Consider the following 16,834-nt stretch of genomic DNA (forward strand, 5'->3'; position numbering starts at 1 on the left):
TGTCACTTTTCAGGTTTGAACTCATCATTCGAGCTCCCGACCGGCAATTGAAACGTTATCACACTTCCTTGAGGGTCGTTATCCGTAATTATCAACTCTCCACCGAGCGTCGTTGTAATCCACTTCATCACCCACAACCCAATCCCAAGACTGTGACCAAGCGGTGTTTCCTCACCAGAGTTGATTGCATGCCGTTCGAGTTCCGGAACTCCGGGTCCATTGTCAGCGATAGTTATTCGAAACTGATCTGCACCTAAGTCACGCTGAACCGTGATCGCTACTTCAGGTATGGGCTGCTCGGTGTGTTTGATTGCGTTCGTGATAGCCTCATCGATGGCATTCGTGAACAATTCTGTGTTCCGAACGTGGATGTCTCCGGTATCTCCACTTGTACAGGTGATGTTCACATCCGGGTACTGTCTTTGATACGTTTCGACAAGCGACTCTATATCAAGCTGCTCCCACCTCTCGTGAGTTTCGGCTCGATCCCAAATTGAGCGAATCTCTGCTGTCTTCTCGCCGATATTTTGCATTGATGCAGCTTGCTCTCGAATTGCCATAACTGACGCTCGACGAGACTTGGGGTCCAACTCTCCGTCTTCCAATAACTCTGCGTGACCATCGATTACGTTGAGCGCGTTCCGCAAGTTATGTCGCATAACACGATTCAGGACACCAAGCGTCTGTCTTGTGAGCACGTCCTCAGTGATGTCTTCTGTCATTCCGACGAAATGGGTTATGTCGCCTTTCTCATCCGTAACTGGGGTGATTGTCTGTTTCGCTTCGTACAGCTCACCGAATTTTGTCTTGTTGACAAGCTCTGATTTCCAGACATCGCCATCGGTAATCGTCTCCCACAACTCCGTATAGAACTCCTTATCCTGCTGACTTGATTTAAGAATCCGAGGAGTACGACCAATAGCCTCAGCAGGGGAATATCCGTTCACTCGCTCAAAGGTAGGATTGACGTACTGAATCGTTCCATCCGAATCGGTGATCACGACTGCTTTTTCGGACTGCTCAGACTGTACTTTGAACAACGAGAGATCCTGTTCGTATCGCTTCTCGTTGGTGATGTTCTGTTGATAGCCGAGGAAGTTCGAGACCGTTCCAGAGTCATCCCGGATCGGGATAGTCGTGACTCGATTCCAGAACATCGAGCCGTCTTTGCGGTAGTTTCGCAAATCGACAGTGACAGGCTCTTGGGCCTCGATCGCTGCTCCCATCTCCGCAACTGTCTCCTCGCGTGTGGCTTCACCTTGGAGGAATCGACAGTTCCGACCGAGGAATTCCTCGCGGTCGTATCCGGTCAGCGTACAGAACCCATCGTTCACTTGGATGAGTGGATTGTCGGGCTGAGATGGGTCTGAAACCGTGATGCCGATGGGGGCTTGATCCATGGCCTGTTCGGAGAGAAGCTGACCGCTGTCTGCATCCGTCTCTCTGATCGGGAACACCGACGTTTGTACTCGCTCGGTGTCGTCCCATTCGACCACCGAACTCACGAGGATGGCGCGTTGTGGCTGATCAGTATCCGTTTGCAACTCAACATTCAGTCCAGAGGTGCGTTCGTCGCCACCGTAGATGTGGGCCACGCGCTCCCGGAGTGGTGAGCGGTAGTCCGACGTGACGAGATCGATAAGTGGAGTGCCAGTGAGTTCCTCTGGGGATTCTGCCCCTAAAAGTGCACAGGCCATGGGGTTCGCGTAGACGATGTCTAGATCAGAGTGAATAAAGAACAACTCCGGCATCGTCTTTGTAAGCATAATTGAAATATACTGTCGAATAGGGAAGTACCTACGGGGTGCCAACCAATTATATTATTAAACATTCTGTTTCTTTTTATTGTGTGATATAATAACACGCAATGCTTGATGTGAACAAGCAAATTCTGTTTGCTGGATGCATCCACTATATTTCACACGCTAGGTGGTAGCTATGTCAGCAGATTTCTGTTGTTCACTGGATCAGCCATCATTCAGGTGAACTTAGGAGTCTCTCTATAAAGAACAAAGTTTGTCTTAACAGTTACCATGATACTATCACGGGGTCTGCCAAGCTGATCTATCGAGGTTTTATCAGAACTTGCCGTGCAAGATGCAGGGCGCGAATGTGGCATCGCTGTCGATCTGTTTTCGGCCTGTTTGATTCGAGTAGTACAGGATTAACACTATAACACATAGAATGTTCCCCATCGAACTGTGTTCAGTATATATCGACAGGCTGCGCGTAGTGTAGTTGTTTACACAATTAACCACGGCGAGAGGTCCAGAATGCTCAACTGTTTCATGGTCCAGTTTACCTATTGACACTGATACCCGTCTTCGAATCGCCTATGTGTTTGAAACACTCATCGATACGGGATCAAACACGTACAGCGGCTCTCGTTTCGACCATGGTATCCATAACATACCACCAGTAGTATCGCATTTATTTTGGCAATATGCGTATTTTTATACTTTTAATATATTAAATTCATATAAAAAATATTATAATATGAGGTGGTAGAGATAGTATCTACATTTTTATTACCATCTACTTACGCCAAGTAGGCTAATTGTTACAATATACCTATCTGGTCAGTTATAATTGTGAACTCTTCCAGTGGTGGCTGTCCGAACTGTGGATCAAGCGACACAGTCGAACAGCGGGTCCTGGAACACTGTCACTGTGGTTGCATCCAGAAACGTTCGGCATTCACAAACGGCTGTCCAAAATGCTCTCACTCCGAGATTGAAGACGAGATGCGATCAGTGGGAACGATCCGCATCTGCAACGTGTGTGACAACAACTGGCGACCGAGGGCAGATGGTGGATCGGTCTCGACCAATCGAACCGGAGATCACGATAGCCAGATCGACCTCAGCAAGTATCAGTACTTCACAAAGCCGCTTAGTTAGAACGTCTGCTTGCTGAAGGTGTGTCTAAAACCAAACAAGCAGACGGTGAGATCCACGAGGACCAGCTTCTTAACTTTCTCGTCAACCGCCTTGACGAGGAAGTTTCGCTCTCGTTAGCCAATAACGCTGAAATCACTGCTGAAGACATCTATGAGGTCCTCGTCGGCGCTTGCGCCGACGGGACCTCTGTCTCTACGCTCTGTGCGTCGAGCCAGAACTCACCCGCTGGGAACACGGTCCTCTACCATCTTCGGACGAAGTTCGAGCCGGAACGGCTCGAACGAGTCGCTAACACGCTCCTGCGAAAGGATCTCGATGAATTGCTCCCCGAACAGGTGGAGGTCTGCGCAGACCTCCACCTGCGGCCCTACTACGGTGACGAAGACGACACAGACGGCCTCTATCACTCGGTAGCGAAGCGTGGAACCACTGCGTTCCACGCCTATGCCACACTCTACGCGCGTGTGAAGAACAAACGCTACACGCTGGCGGTACGCCGTCTCAAAGACGGCGATACCGCAAGTAGTGTCCTCGCTGAGTTCTTCGGTGTCCTCGACGGCCTTGACGCCGGGGTCAAGGCCGTCTACCTTGATCGCGGATTCTACGACAGTAAGTGTCTCACGCTGCTTCAGGCGCACAATTACGCGTACGTGATCCCGATCATCCGGTGGGGTGAGGCGATTCAGCAAGAGCTCTCGGAAGGATGGAGTCGCGTCATTCAGCATGATCTGACGGGGAAACTCGACGGTCACAGCTGGACCGTCGATTTTCCCGTCTACATCGACTGTACGTACCTAAATGGGAAGTATGACGAGAACGGTGTGGCGCGTCACGGCTACGCCGCTGACGCGCCGTTCATCGACTCACCACGGGACGCTCGATACCACTACTCGAAACGCTTCGGTATCGAGTCAAGCTATCGCTTGTTTGAGCAAGCGATAGCGACAACGACAACACGAGATCCAACGGTACGGCTGCTGTACGTGGTGGTGAGTCTCCTCTTACAGAACGTCTGGCGGTACCTTCACTACGAGTATGTGGCGACGCCCCGCCGAGGCGGGCGTCGCCTCTGGTGGTGGCCGTACAAGGAGTTCGTCAATATGATTCGACGAGCTGCGTGGACGGCCCTCGCGGTGCGTCGGGCCGTCCCCGCGAATCGGCCACCTGACGACCGATTCCACCGCTAACCACCGACCGAGCAAGCCAGCGGAGTGAGTGGCGACGCTGTCGCGTCGGCGGCTGACCGCCGCCGACAGCGACAGCTCTCCGTCGATCCGTCCGTAATTCTCTCGTCGAGACCGTCAGTACAACCGCTTCGACACAGAACTCAGGCCGCAGAAACAGCTAGCCGAGGATGCTTTGTGAGGTACTGATGTTAGGTAATGTTTTTTGAAAGTTTTCCAATCGTCAAACGACGCCCACTGCATAACTTGTAGTGGACCAACGTCAGAATCTAAAAGAGTGTTACAGAATGTCCTCCTACCGTCGTGCAATCCGAGATATTGCCAACCTTCATCTCCAGTCTCATCTTGAATCCTATCAGCAGCAGCTTGGACGTGCCTAATACATGTACGCATGGAGTGGTCGATTACTTCATCACTGGAATCAACATCAGATGTTTCTTCGACCGTTTGAATTCGAATAGCAAGACTCGATGGTACAGGTGTCTCTCTGTATTTATCTCCTTTCCCTTCCCATACTCTCAACACGTAATCTCCGTTATCTCTCCGGCGTAGGTCTTTGAACTGAACGTCGCCTATCTCTTGCCGTCGTAGGCCACAGTAAGATGCTAATCCCCATGCGATACTGGAAGTAGTGTTATCGATTTCATCGTACAACGCTTCGCGTTCTTCCTTGGTCAAGCTCACACGAAAACCGTCATCCTCCTCGTAGGATTCCAGTTGCATCTATGTCCAATTACAATATGTTTACGGACATAATAGTATGGATTTAATTTGAACGGTAGAATTACGTCTCTTAGGGTAGGGTAAGAGCGACGAGAACAGCACTGTATAATCTATTTTGTCCAACTCTGTGTAGGAAGTTGGACAATAGATTCTAACTTTACGATGTACATTTCCATAATACATTCTCAATACTAATTAATATCATACAGAATACATTAATTTACCTTTGGTGATTTTGATGACCTATGGGAGATATTCAGGATTTCGAAGATTTCGTTGAATCCTTAGAAGAGATTAGCAAGATGGGTTTCGTGGGCTCTGTTGAAATCCTCATCAAGTGACATATTCCGACCCAGTCTCGGTCCGTACAACGCGCTCAACTACTCTCTCATATCAAAACGCAAACGTTCTAACGAAACTAAAATACGAAGCAGAAAGTAGCATATTAGTAATGTAGCTAGAATGATAAGACTCACGGTAGTTCCCAAAGGGACAGCTATCGATATCGCCATCCAAACGGGGACAGCTAACAAAATATGAACTGGTTTGATCCTCATATTGCCTGCTATTTTCTTCGATTTAATGGACATATTATCGATGTAGCATCCTATTCACTTGTACTTTAATGCGAAGATTTGTTGAAATATTCAGCAAGTGATTCATTCTGGGCCGGTCGCGGTCAGTACGGGAAACTCACGCCTCAATCAACACGCAGCTCTCAGCGACCGGCTATTTCAGACGAGAACATATCTGAAGAATAGGATTTCAACAGAGCCGTTTCGTGGAAACTCATAGAAATGCAGATACAGGTGTCGGAAAGACACTCGAAGATTTGCTTGGAATTGAGGAAAACAATGTACCCGGACCAGATACGGCTGGTGTCGAACTGAAGTCTGTTAGAAATTCATCAGGTAGTCTCACATCTCTGTTCACTAAGGAACCTCCGAAAGGTGATGAGTATAGACCATTCTGGTCACAGAAGATGGTCAATGAGTTAGGTTATGTTGATGATAAAGGTAGGCAAGCTCTGAAAGTCACCGTTAGACCTGATGAGCCGAATAATCGTGGTTTCTACTTAGATTACACTGATGACACAATAGAAGTTGTTCACGAAGATGTAGGTACGTGTGCTATTTATCCAATTGAATGGTTACAAGAAAAATTCGAAGATAAATTCCCTCAGATGGTTATGGTATTTGCAGATTCAGAAAAACGTGATGGGAGAGAATATTTCCATTATGTGGATGCGTACCATCTCGACGGTTTCGACGGAGACGAATTCCTTGAATTGATGCGTGAAGGAATCATTACTCTAGACCTCCGAATGCACCTGAAAGAATCTGGTGCGAATAGAAACCGTGGTACTGCTTGGAGGATTATGGATGAAAGCAAGCTTGACCGAGCATTCGCAGAACGTACACCTCTACTAGATGATATAGACCCCGAAGATTATCGAGATAGTGGTCAAACAACACTTCCAAGCGACGACGACGATTAGTTAGTTTCTGGTGCTCTGAGAATCACGATATTCTCATTAGACATTAGCTCACCAGTGTCTCCAGTAACGTTCTCTGGAGCATTGGAAAGTGGCATAGTTTTGTTCGGAATCTCTCGCGGTAGATTCACGTCGAATTCATATCCTAAGTGCTCACACAGTTCTACCGTAATAAGGTGAGTCGGGATATTCACTCGGCTCATTGTTCGATTGGCTACTACCCACGCAACTGGTTGACTGGGTTTAGCTATCTTCGCTACTTCTTCCATCACAGCATAATAATCTGAGAAGAAATTGAGTGCATCATCTGACCTTCCTTCTTTCTCTCTCAAGGTCTCCAGCGTTTCTTTGAGAGCAGGCGAATATTCTTCTAAATCAGATAGCGGCTCTACAATCTCGTTTTTACCACCAAGTCCATTTTTGTCTACGTTACGCATCTCGTCGTAGGTGACTTTACCAGTCAAGAGAGCAGGGTCTTGTGAGAATTGACCGTAGGCTACTGTTGTTTTATGGTCGCCGTATGGTGGTGATGTAATGACAATATCTGCAACATCTTCTCCAACATCTTCAGTGGCTGACCGGGAATCTGAATAGTGTATCGTAGTTTCTAACGAATGGTCTACAACATCACTATATTCCAACATCAGGTTATAATTTTCTTTTAGCTTTTTCGTGAATATAGATTCCAAATCTGGGTTGTGTTCTTCCCTATCTTCTTCAGATAAACGATACCGTTTGAATTCTCCGTTACGTTGATAGCTTACTTTACGTGTAGTGTGAGATAGAACGATACGCCAAAATCGAGCATATTCGATTCCGTATTCATCTTCAACTTCATCGATACGGTTTCGTAGAAGACTCAGTTCATACAATTGAGGTTGTGGAAACCACCCGTCTCGAACCTCTGGTAATTCCAACGATGACACCTCGCCTTCTGACTCATATTCTTCGCGTACGTCACGAAGGTCTGAACTTAGATTCTGCAATATGAAGTCACGAGAATCAGATAAATCGTTTCGTTCTAATGGCGTTGCTTTGGCTTCACTCAACATTACAGCAAACGGGTTGATGTCATTCGCTTCAGCATTCAGTCCATGTAGGCGAGCTTCCACAGATGTTGTTCCACTTCCTGAAAATGGGTCGTAAATCAAATCTCCTTCTTCAATCACGCCTTCATCGAGATAGTAGGACAGCAAATTATCTACAATCTGAGGAACCATACGTGCAGGGTATTTGTGTAACCCATGAGTGTATTTCTGCGTGTTTACGCCCTTGAACGTCCAATCAATATCATCTAAACTCGTGATTTCATCTGGTTCAGATACAGAGCCTAGAACGCTTTGTCGTGAATCCTTAGTCATGAATAGTCCTATGTGACTGGTGGTAAGAGGTAGTTGTTTCGTAAACGAGCTACCTTATCATACTATGTTATTCTACGATTCCATTATATTTACGATGTGGATTAATAGTGTAAAGTGCTGGTATTAATTAACACGTCATTCATCCCCTCAGTCAACTGTGGTAGATATACGACTCAATGATGCTGATAAATCTATACTCTCTGAGCTGCAGGAAGGACGTGTAACAGCAGTATATCTTGAGACACAAATTGATTGGTCTCGTTCATATATTACGCAGAGATTGAAGCGTTTAGAGGAACACAATATTATAGAAAACTTGGAAGATACAGGATTGTATTCTATACAAGTTGACGTAGACGAAACAGAATTCTAATCTACATATTCAAATACGAAACCGAATCCACGTCGGCGTATGCATCCGTATAGATTGGCCGACCGAGTGCGAATCGATATTCCCGACGAGAACGATGTGAATTTTGAATACCATGGAGAACATGGAATGGTGCTCTCCCGTCGAGATGGAGTCTACGAAGTTGCGCTCGATGATTCGAATATTGTGCTGGAGGTCACAGCAGAAGAAGTTCGACCACCACTCTATTAACCAACACACTCTGTATTTTGTTGGTTAAGATTCTGCAGTGGAAAAGCAGGGGGTAAGCTCCATCATGAGTCCGACTGGCTGTCGTCCTCCGTCTGAATATATGCCGAGACTTACTACTGAATTGCCATCTATCACGCATCTTATACAGATAGAATTCATTGCTTAATCTGGAGGGCCTAGCGGGGGCAAAAGAATCTCAGTTGTGGGGGCAACTGAGTCCTTGCTTTTCAGAAAGTCTATTCTCAGTACTTCACAAAGCCGCTTAGTTAGAACGTCTGCTTGCTGAAGGTGTGTCTAAAACCAAACAAGCAGACGGTGAGATCCACGAGGACCAGCTTCTTAACTTTCTCGTCAACCGCCTTGACGAGGAAGTTTCGCTCTCGTTAGCCAATAACGCTGAAATCACTGCTGAAGACATCTATGAGGTCCTCGTCGGCGCTTGCGCCGACGGGACCTCTGTCGCGTCGGCGGCGGTCAGCCGCCGACAGCGACAGCTCTCCGTCGATCCGTCCGTAATTCTCTCGTCGAGACCGTCAGTACAACCGCTTCGACACAGAACTCAGGCCGCAGAAACAGCTAGCCGAGGATGCTTTGTGAGGTACTGATTATGTATGTCAAAAGTAATTTGGACACTTGCTGTAGCATATGGTCTCGTTGGACTCGGTCTATTCTACAGTTTAGCAGTAGATTCTAGTGAGCTATTTTTAGCCATGACTACCGTCATCTATGTTCTAATGCTTCCATTAGCATATCTAGTCTATAAAAAACGGGTTGTAAGTGAGTAATCGCTCAAGAAACAGCCAATTCCCACATCTACGTAGCAGCTGTGTCACTGCTAAAAGTGTTAGTTCAATAGGATTTCAACAAAGCCAGATAGTCCCTTGGCGGTTCAAGACGCGAATGCGTCTTCAGCGATTTCTGAGACAGCCATCGAGACGTTTGATTTGGGAACGTACATCGGTGCTAAACTGACCGTTAACAACGAACCATACGGGACGATTTGCTTCGCCGATAAAGAAGAACGAGGCACTACGTTCAGTGATGCTGAAACACACTTCGTGGAACTGCTGGCTCATCTGGCCAGAAACGCGATTGAACGACGGACTTACGAACAGGAACTCGAAGAGCGTGAAGCTCGTCTTGATGAACGAGAAGAAGAGCAGCGGGCCCTCATCGATGCCAGTTTCGATCTAGTGTTCCGTATCGATACTGACGGACAGTTCACGTTTATATCAGATACTGCAGAAGATCTCTTGGGCTACACACCAGAGGAACTCGTTGATCGCCCGTTTAGCTTGTTACTCCCAGATAACGCCTCCGTTGAGCTAGCAACAGAGACCTACGAACAAGCATTAGCTGGTCAGTCCGTCGAAGAAGAATATCTTGTCGTTGAATCCAAGACAGGCGACCAAGTCGTCTTAGATGTTCGAAAGGTCCCAATCTACGAGAGCACCGTTCCGAAAGAAAACCGAACAACCGCTGATATCGTCGGTGTTCAAGGGGCTGCAAAAGCAGCAACTGAACGGTTTCACCGCGAACGACTGAACCACGTTCTGAATCGTGTCCTCAGACATAACCTCCGGAACGATATGAACGTCATCGGCGGATTTTCAGAGGTCCTCGAAAAACGGTTGTCTGGCGAGAACGCGGAGCTGGCCGAGCGAATTAACAGGACAAGCGACCGACTGTCACAGCTCTCTGAGTCGACTCGCAAGCTAAGTGAGAATATGGACCTCGCTCCTGAGCTGGAGCCCATGGATATCACACCCATGGTGGAGCGTGCGGCCAGCCAAATCACCGAGCGATATCCCGACGCAGATATCACGGTGAAAATGCCCAGCAAGATAGTGGCGCAGAGTACCCTCAGTTTGGAAACGGCTGTCTGGGAATTACTCGATAATGCCGCTAAGCACGCGGGAGACTATCCAGAGGTGTCAGTCGAAGTAACGACGATAGAAGATCGGGTTGCAATACGGATTTTTGACGACGGCCCCGGGTTGCCGCCCAGCGAGCGGTCGGTACTGACAACTGGTGAAGAGACGCCGCTCGTTCATGGCCAAGGACTGGGATTGTGGCTCGTCTACTGGATTATTGAGGGCCTGAACGGCGATCTGCAGCTACACAATGACGATCCTAGAACGTGTATTGAGCTCCGACTCCATGCTGGTGAAGTGCCTTCAGAATCCTCTGGTGAATAGGGTCTGGAGTTGATAACGCAATGACTACACTTCAGACAGCCACCAGTCAATTGCAAGCGTCACTCCCGGTGTTTGAGTTGTACATTGTCGTTTTCGTAGCTGCCGCAGTAATCTGCTTTGCTAGCATCTTCCGCACCAAGCAGATCAACCAACACGATACGCGGAACGGGTTGATCGCACTCCTTGCAACAAGTGGAGCCTGGGCTCTTCTTCAAGTCGCCTATCTCATCGCTCCAACACCGGATCTCAAATATGTCTTCTACTTGGTCGGTCTTGTTGTTGGCCTTGCCACTGTCGGCCCGTGGCTCTACTTTTGTTCAGCCTACACGGGACGGTCGCTCCATCACAACACTACCTATCAGCAAGTCGCTGTTGGAGTCTATCTCGGCATCGTTGCCGTCAAGCTCACGAACCCGATCCACGGGCTGTACTTCACGTCGATGATGGTCGACCAGCCGTTTACCCACCTCATGATCAATCACGGCATCCTCCACTGGCTGGCGATGGGGGTAGCCTACGGGCTGGCGGTCGTCGGCATTTTCATGTTGTTCGAACTCTTCACCCAGGTCGACTACGATACCCGACCGTTCGTCGCACTCATTGGGTTAACGGCCCTGCCAGTCATCCTCGATATTTTAGGAGCTATTAGCAACTCGTTTGTCAACATCGGCTACTCTGCTCTTGGTGTCGCCGTCTTTGCGGTCGGTGTGCTGTTCATCTATACGGACCGCTTCGGGACTATTCAGTTGGCTGGTCAGTACGATGATCCCGTGATCGTCCTTGACGATGATGATGAGATCCGTGATTTCAATCGGAGCGCGGCAAGACTATTTCCAGCACTCGAAGGCCGTCTTGATGAACCGCTTGCCGAAGTCTGCCCGGAGCTCGCAGCCACGACACGGAATAGAGAAGTCTATCAATATACCAACTGCGACGAGACACAGTACTTCCGACCAACGAGAAACTCCTTTAGTGCAAACAACGTCCAGCTCGGGTTGCTGCTTGTGTTGAGTGACGTGACCGATGAAGAACGCTACAGACGGCGGCTCGAAGCCCAAAACGACCGTCTTGAACAGTTCACTGGTATGGTTTCCCACGACCTCCGGAACCCGCTCAACGTCGCCCAAGGTAATAGTGAGATCATCTATGAACTCCTTGACGCCACGAAAACTGACGACGGGTACGAACCGTTGTCTGATGAGACCCTTGATACAGTCGTTACCTCGGCGAAGACCCTATCCAACACTCTTGATCGAATGGAACGCTTGATCGATGACTTGCTCGTATTGGCCCGACAGGGCCAAGCAATCGATAGCCGTGAGGTGGTGTCACTGGCAGCCATCGTTGAGAACTGTTGGGAGATGGTCGACCACAAGAACGCGGCGCTGGTCGTTGACGATGACCTTACTTTCGCAGTCGATCCTGACCGTCTCCAACAACTCTTTGAGAACCTGTTTCGCAACGCCATCGAACACGGGGGTGACGACGTGACGATCCGGGTCGGTGCTCTCGAAAATAATGGTTTCTACGTCGAAGACGACGGCCCGGGCATCCCCGAGGAAAAACGCGAAGCCGTCTTCGATTCTGGGTTTACAACGAACCGCGACGGAACCGGCTTCGGGCTCGCAATCGTCAAGGAAATTGTTGAGGCCCACGGCTGGACTGTCTCGGTGGCTGACAGCGACGAAGGGGGTGCACGCTTTGAGGTAACGGACATCGAGACCAAGCACTCAGACGAATAATGGACTCACTCATCTACCGACTAACCTGGATTGCTATACTTAGTCTCTAAGTAGAGCAATCTGTTCTGCTGGTCTCGTTCTCTTTCTGTTGGTGATGTGTGTGTCGACCTCAACCGATCACCTCGCTTGTCAAGTGGCTTTGTTTCCAACGTTAGTACTATCTACTAACGAGAGTTGTTCGTCAGCCAGATTGGCTCTGATTGGCTGTCGACCATATGCATAAGCAGATATCACAATCGACGAAACTGTCCCGTAGCTATCGCCACCGAAAGACACAGTATTCTGTGCTCACATAGTATTCTGTATGCCGACTATCACTGTCAACGTCGATGATGAACTCAAAGAGCGGATGGAGAACCACCCTGAGATCAATTGGAGTGAGGTAACTCGACAAGCAATCTCTGAGAAAATCAAGAAGCTTGAATTGATGGATGAGCTCACAGTAGATAGTGAACTAGGAGATGAGGATGTGGATGAAATAGCTGCGAAAATCAACGGCAGCGCACGCCAGCGCCTTGAAGAAGAGTCGGAGTAGACTACCGAATGAAACTGGTTGTAGATGCGAATGTCGTTATCTCAGCTCTCATCTCAGATTCAAAAACACGGGAACTCATCGTTACGCTAGAGCCTGATCTTCTGACGCCAGAAGTTGTTCACGATGAGATAGAACGCTACGAGGATCTCATCGTCGAGAAGTCAGGAATGGACCTAGACCGGGTACGACAGTTTATCGATCTACTGTTTGATCATATTGAGACAGTGCCCGCAAGCGAATTCTATCAGCATATCGATCAGGCCGATAGTGCAATTGGTGAGGCTGATCCAGATGATGTTCTGTATGTTGCTTGTGCTCTTGGCTGTGAAGCAGCAATTTGGAGTGATGATTCAGATTTCAACGAACAGGACCTCGTCTCGGTGTTTACCACCGGTGAGGTTATTGGGTCGTTTGACACTGTCTGAGTAGAGAGTTCGTATGTAGAGCGATTTCTCTGAGCCTGAACTAATATCAGTCACAGGTGGGTGCTGTCGACCGGAGTTTCGAACTACTAGGCAATACTTTAAGTCACTCCATCTCACAAGCTAAGCCAACAGCTAAGGAAAATAAATAACCGAGAAGGCAGCTGGTTGGACACCTACTGCTTCTTCTCGGATGAATATAAGCGTTTGCCTTCAGTGAGCCACTGCTGTATCTCTCACTACGTGTTGTGTGAGGAACATAGTGCAACTGCAACAGATATGTCAAAATACACAAGATCAACGGTAGAAACCGACGTTAATCTCACCACAAGCCGATAGTTATGACTCACCAGAATTGTTCCAAACGAAAATCCGGGGCCAAAGTTCCTACGCTCGATCCCGGATTTCGTTTCGTAGTATCCCGAAGCGGATCAGTGGATATGATCCTACGAGGAGCGTGTGACGGTATGCTCCTACCAGTAAGGTCGACGTTCGGGTTCAAATTCCTTTCGGCCCTTACTGGTTGTAGGTCGATCTCCACAGAGTCCGCTTCACCATACGGCGGGCTCCATGCACTCAGAACCCAATAATCAAGATCGACACCCCGATATTCGGCAGGTTGCGCCTGATGGATCACTTTCGACAGCTGGCATCCTTGTCAGTGATGTCTCTCCAAGAATTACTGAGTGGGTTCCAGGGCTGCTCGACGAACTCCTCCCAAGCAGTGTTCGAACTCTTCGAGAATACATTGCTCACACTGATCCAGGAATCCTCTCGGACGGGCGATACGGTTCGCTGGTGGGCAAAATGCAGGCCGATACCTTGGGGGTCACGCATCGAGAATGGGGGTCGACGACCGACACGTGGAGTGATGATGAGGCTGAAGCCGTCGAATACCTCCATTCGCTATTTAATCGCGCTGTCAAGTACCACGATCAGTCGACCGACGAACTATCGAACTACCACCAGCAGCGTGAGAAAAATATCGACACTGCACTGACCAAGATCGGGACTGGCAAAGGTCCACTCAACGGTGGCCTCGAAGCACTCGCTAAAGGCCCCGTTGCACTTCACAGTGAGTTCGACGAGGCTCCACAGCCCATTACGCTCATCCTCGATGGGCAGTCCTGGACGGACCTCGACGACCGGTCAACTGGTGTACGGGCTCTCGCTGCAATTGCAGTCCTCGGGTCAGCCTTCGATGTTCGTCTCGTTATTTCGCCTGGGCTAGACCAGCATCTCCGTCGACGGTATTCTACGTGGTACGATACACATCTGGGTCTTACTGAGAGTGCTGATAGGTCCACACAAGAAACAGTGGCTACGGCTGGTCGCTCATCAGCGACGACCCGTCGACGCGCGTGGGAAGTACTGCAGGAGCTCCCAGAAGACTCTGGACGTCTCCGGTTGCTTGGGAATCTCCCAGTCGACGGCTCACGCGACTATCGGGACCTCAAACAAGACGACGAAATCGGCGTCACACCGGGGACTGTTGGCCGCTACGTCCTTGACCTCGAAGAGTTGGGTCTCGCCTCTATTGACCGCTCTGGACAGTACAACAGTGCCTCTCTCACGTCGCTTGGCCAGCTTGCTGTCGAGGAGTTTCTGACCGCTGATTACCGGACGGTCCACCCCTCCCAGTCGAGATTGCAGACGGCTCTTACGCCGACCCCTCAGTCCGATGCAGGTACAGTGTATAGAGCGCAAGCAAGCACGGAAGGAGGGGAGGGGACACCTCCGACAGCAACCGCCGAGGAGTGGATGGCCGCAACGGGCTCCCCCACCAACGGCGACAGCTACGTCCAGTGGCTCAACGGCCCCTCTGAGATCCTCGACGCATGGGGAATGCACCACCGATACGCCGCTGGCCGCCGAAATCGCGGAGTAAACCTCGTTGACGACCGGCTCGCGAAGTTTGACGACGGTCGCATCTCCTATCTCAGTTGTTTCGACGACGATCTGCTCGTTATGTCTCAGTGGGGTGGCCCTCTCCCAACACTGGGACGTATTGCGGGAGCCTTACTGAGCGATAAAGCACTGAGTAAGATACTGACTCCATCTGCCCTTGGCAGCGAGTTCGAGGCAATCGACGATGGTGTCGTCGACAAACTCGATCAAAAGGTAGGCGATATCATCCGTTGGGGTCACCAGATCGGCTGGTTTAGCGAAGACGAGGAACAATACGATGATTGGAGAGAACGTATCGGCACCGTTCGAAGCCTTTGTCTCGAAAAAGTCGGTGAGCTCACCAACAGCGACGATATCGAAGCTCGGAAAGAACTGTTTCGAGATCTCCAGGGGTTGATTGCTTCGGCAACACAGCTCTACTACGCTATCGGCGTCGACGTAACGATCAACATCCGAATGCCGGACACAGGGATGCTGATTCGGGATGAGAAACGCCTGAATGACTTTCTGAATTTCACTCGGTACACCGTCCCCAAACAGTCTGTCTACGGGATCCACTCGGGATACCGAATGCTCCTGGAAGATCGCGAAGAGAAGCTGAAAAAGCGACTGTCGTACGATGTCGATAGTTCCGACCCAGCGATGCATCTGACCGCCTCATGGGTGTTTTCGGGACCAACAATGACGGATCTCAAACCACAAATTGAGAAGGCAATCGAACAGGAAGCAAGCGAGATCCGAGAGGCTATTGCCGATGGAACGGAGGCGGCACCGGTGATGGAGATCCCCGTCCAGATCTCGAACACCTATACTGCTACCCGAGAGCTCGTCGAAGAATTTGCGACGGCGAAAGGCTACGAGGTCTCCCATCGGGGTGATATCCATGAGCGAAACGACGACTTAGAGCGTCTGGTTCGGCTGTTCCTCCGGGTGTTAGGGACTGCTGATCGGCCACACCGGGCTTGTCCATCGGATGTCGCCGAAGCCATGTTGCATATCGCTCGGTCGACTCAGAGCTTCGATTTCATCAGTATTCGGGACATCGCCTACGGGCTGTCACAACTGCCAGCAGAGCGGTTACTGCCCGATCTGCCGCCGACAGCGACGAAACTGCTGAAAACACTGCTGGATGCAGACGAGCCGATGCGACGCTCCAAAATTATTGAGGCCGCTGGGATCTCTGGGAGTAGCTACGACCGGTATATCAACGAGCTCGCAGCGTGGGACATCATTGAGCCGACCGAATCTGAGGGTCGACGGCGGTGGGAAGGGCACTTAGAGACATGGTGGAGTCCCCAGAGTCATCGCGAAGAACCGTTTGGAGAACCAGAGCCAGATACGGCAATCATCGACGCAGAGTTCGCCCGTGATGTAGGGAGCCGAGTACTGTGCCACTACATAACGCACTATGATCTCCCCGAGTTAGAAGAGGTGTATATGAGTGGACTCTGTCCGATAGCTCCAGACGATGATATCGAGGCGTTGTTCGGACGGCATCGTCGGTTATCACGGTGGTGGGCGTTCCTGTGGGGGGCGTATGCAGATGAAGACGAGATCGCGAACGCTGAAGCTGTGACAGGATCGGAGACTGCAGTTCGGATTGGACAGTTGCCGGGCTCGGTGGAGGATTCACAACAGAGCCTCGGTGAGTGTAAATCTGTGTCGACCTAGCAATAGTGATTAGTGAATACAGACGGACATTGAGGTATGGGACGAAAGAAACTCCTGATGGTTGTGACAATGGCGGCAATTATGGCTACGCTCT

Annotated in this window: 12 protein-coding genes and 1 pseudogene; 10 read left to right on the forward strand and 3 right to left on the reverse strand. The window is 49.7% G+C overall.

Features of this window, described 5'->3' with window-relative positions; genetic code table 11:
• Nucleotides 1-2: 2 nt before the first annotated feature.
• On the reverse strand, nt 3-1,766 hold the full coding sequence (locus HLAC_RS17340) for a PAS domain-containing protein (RefSeq protein WP_012660293.1): 1,764 nt from the start codon (nt 1,764-1,766) through the stop codon (nt 3-5).
• A gap of 1,154 nt (nt 1,767-2,920) precedes the next feature.
• On the opposite strand from HLAC_RS17340, the gene HLAC_RS17345 reads away from it, so the two are divergent.
• Nucleotides 2,921-4,087: an ISH3-like element ISHla1 family transposase gene (locus HLAC_RS17345; RefSeq protein WP_009486633.1), complete on the forward strand. Its 1,167-nt coding sequence runs from the start codon at nt 2,921-2,923 to the stop codon at nt 4,085-4,087.
• Nucleotides 4,088-4,201: 114 nt separating this feature from the next.
• Here the strand turns inward: HLAC_RS17345 and HLAC_RS17350 are convergent, their stop codons facing one another.
• Nucleotides 4,202-4,807, reverse strand: a complete 606-nt coding sequence (locus tag HLAC_RS17350) for a site-specific integrase (protein WP_012660295.1) — start codon at nt 4,805-4,807, stop codon at nt 4,202-4,204.
• Between the two features lie 781 nt (nt 4,808-5,588).
• Between HLAC_RS17350 and HLAC_RS17355 the strand changes: the two genes are divergently transcribed.
• The gene (locus HLAC_RS17355) at nt 5,589-6,305 is read left to right on the forward strand and encodes an MvaI/BcnI family restriction endonuclease (protein WP_012660297.1); all 717 of its coding nucleotides are present in this window, start codon (nt 5,589-5,591) and stop codon (nt 6,303-6,305) included.
• On the opposite strand, the gene HLAC_RS17360 is transcribed toward HLAC_RS17355, so the two are convergent.
• Complete coding sequence (locus tag HLAC_RS17360; RefSeq protein WP_012660298.1) at nt 6,302-7,663, reverse strand: DNA methyltransferase; 1,362 nt, start codon at nt 7,661-7,663, stop codon at nt 6,302-6,304. The two genes, HLAC_RS17355 and HLAC_RS17360, sit on opposite strands and share 4 nt — an antisense overlap.
• A 157-nt stretch (nt 7,664-7,820) precedes the next feature.
• Here HLAC_RS17360 and HLAC_RS18535 point away from each other — a divergent pair, with 157 nt between their 5' ends.
• The 8 genes and pseudogenes from HLAC_RS18535 (at nt 7,821) to HLAC_RS17385 (ending at nt 16,740) form a co-directional block, all read left to right on the forward strand.
• Nucleotides 7,821-8,036 carry a winged helix-turn-helix transcriptional regulator gene (locus HLAC_RS18535; protein WP_079892144.1) on the forward strand — a complete coding sequence of 72 codons (216 nt, stop codon included), beginning with the start codon at nt 7,821-7,823 and terminating at the stop codon, nt 8,034-8,036.
• A gap of 39 nt (nt 8,037-8,075) precedes the next feature.
• Nucleotides 8,076-8,264, forward strand: a complete 189-nt coding sequence (locus HLAC_RS20140) for a DUF8139 family protein (RefSeq protein ID WP_479686830.1) — start codon at nt 8,076-8,078, stop codon at nt 8,262-8,264.
• A gap of 290 nt (nt 8,265-8,554) precedes the next feature.
• Nucleotides 8,555-8,731 (forward strand): annotated as a pseudogene (locus tag HLAC_RS19085) (ISH3 family transposase); the annotation flags it as partial.
• A gap of 477 nt (nt 8,732-9,208) precedes the next feature.
• Nucleotides 9,209-10,462 (forward strand): sensor histidine kinase, encoded by a 1,254-nt coding sequence (locus HLAC_RS17365; protein ID WP_154018601.1) that lies wholly within the window; start codon nt 9,209-9,211, stop codon nt 10,460-10,462.
• 20 nt (nt 10,463-10,482) lie between these two features.
• On the forward strand, nt 10,483-12,204 hold the full coding sequence (locus HLAC_RS17370) for a sensor histidine kinase (protein ID WP_012660300.1): 1,722 nt from the start codon (nt 10,483-10,485) through the stop codon (nt 12,202-12,204).
• A 304-nt stretch (nt 12,205-12,508) separates the two neighbouring features.
• Complete coding sequence (locus HLAC_RS17375; protein WP_012660043.1) at nt 12,509-12,739, forward strand: hypothetical protein; 231 nt, start codon at nt 12,509-12,511, stop codon at nt 12,737-12,739.
• A gap of 8 nt (nt 12,740-12,747) precedes the next feature.
• Nucleotides 12,748-13,164, forward strand: a complete 417-nt coding sequence (locus HLAC_RS17380; protein ID WP_012660044.1) for a PIN domain-containing protein — start codon at nt 12,748-12,750, stop codon at nt 13,162-13,164.
• 567 nt (nt 13,165-13,731) lie between these two features.
• Nucleotides 13,732-16,740, forward strand: a complete 3,009-nt coding sequence (locus HLAC_RS17385; RefSeq protein ID WP_012660301.1) for a hypothetical protein — start codon at nt 13,732-13,734, stop codon at nt 16,738-16,740.
• Nucleotides 16,741-16,834 lie beyond the last annotated feature (94 nt).

It is taken from the genome of Halorubrum lacusprofundi ATCC 49239 (assembly GCF_000022205.1).
In the GTDB taxonomy this organism is placed as follows: domain Archaea; phylum Halobacteriota; class Halobacteria; order Halobacteriales; family Haloferacaceae; genus Halorubrum; species Halorubrum lacusprofundi.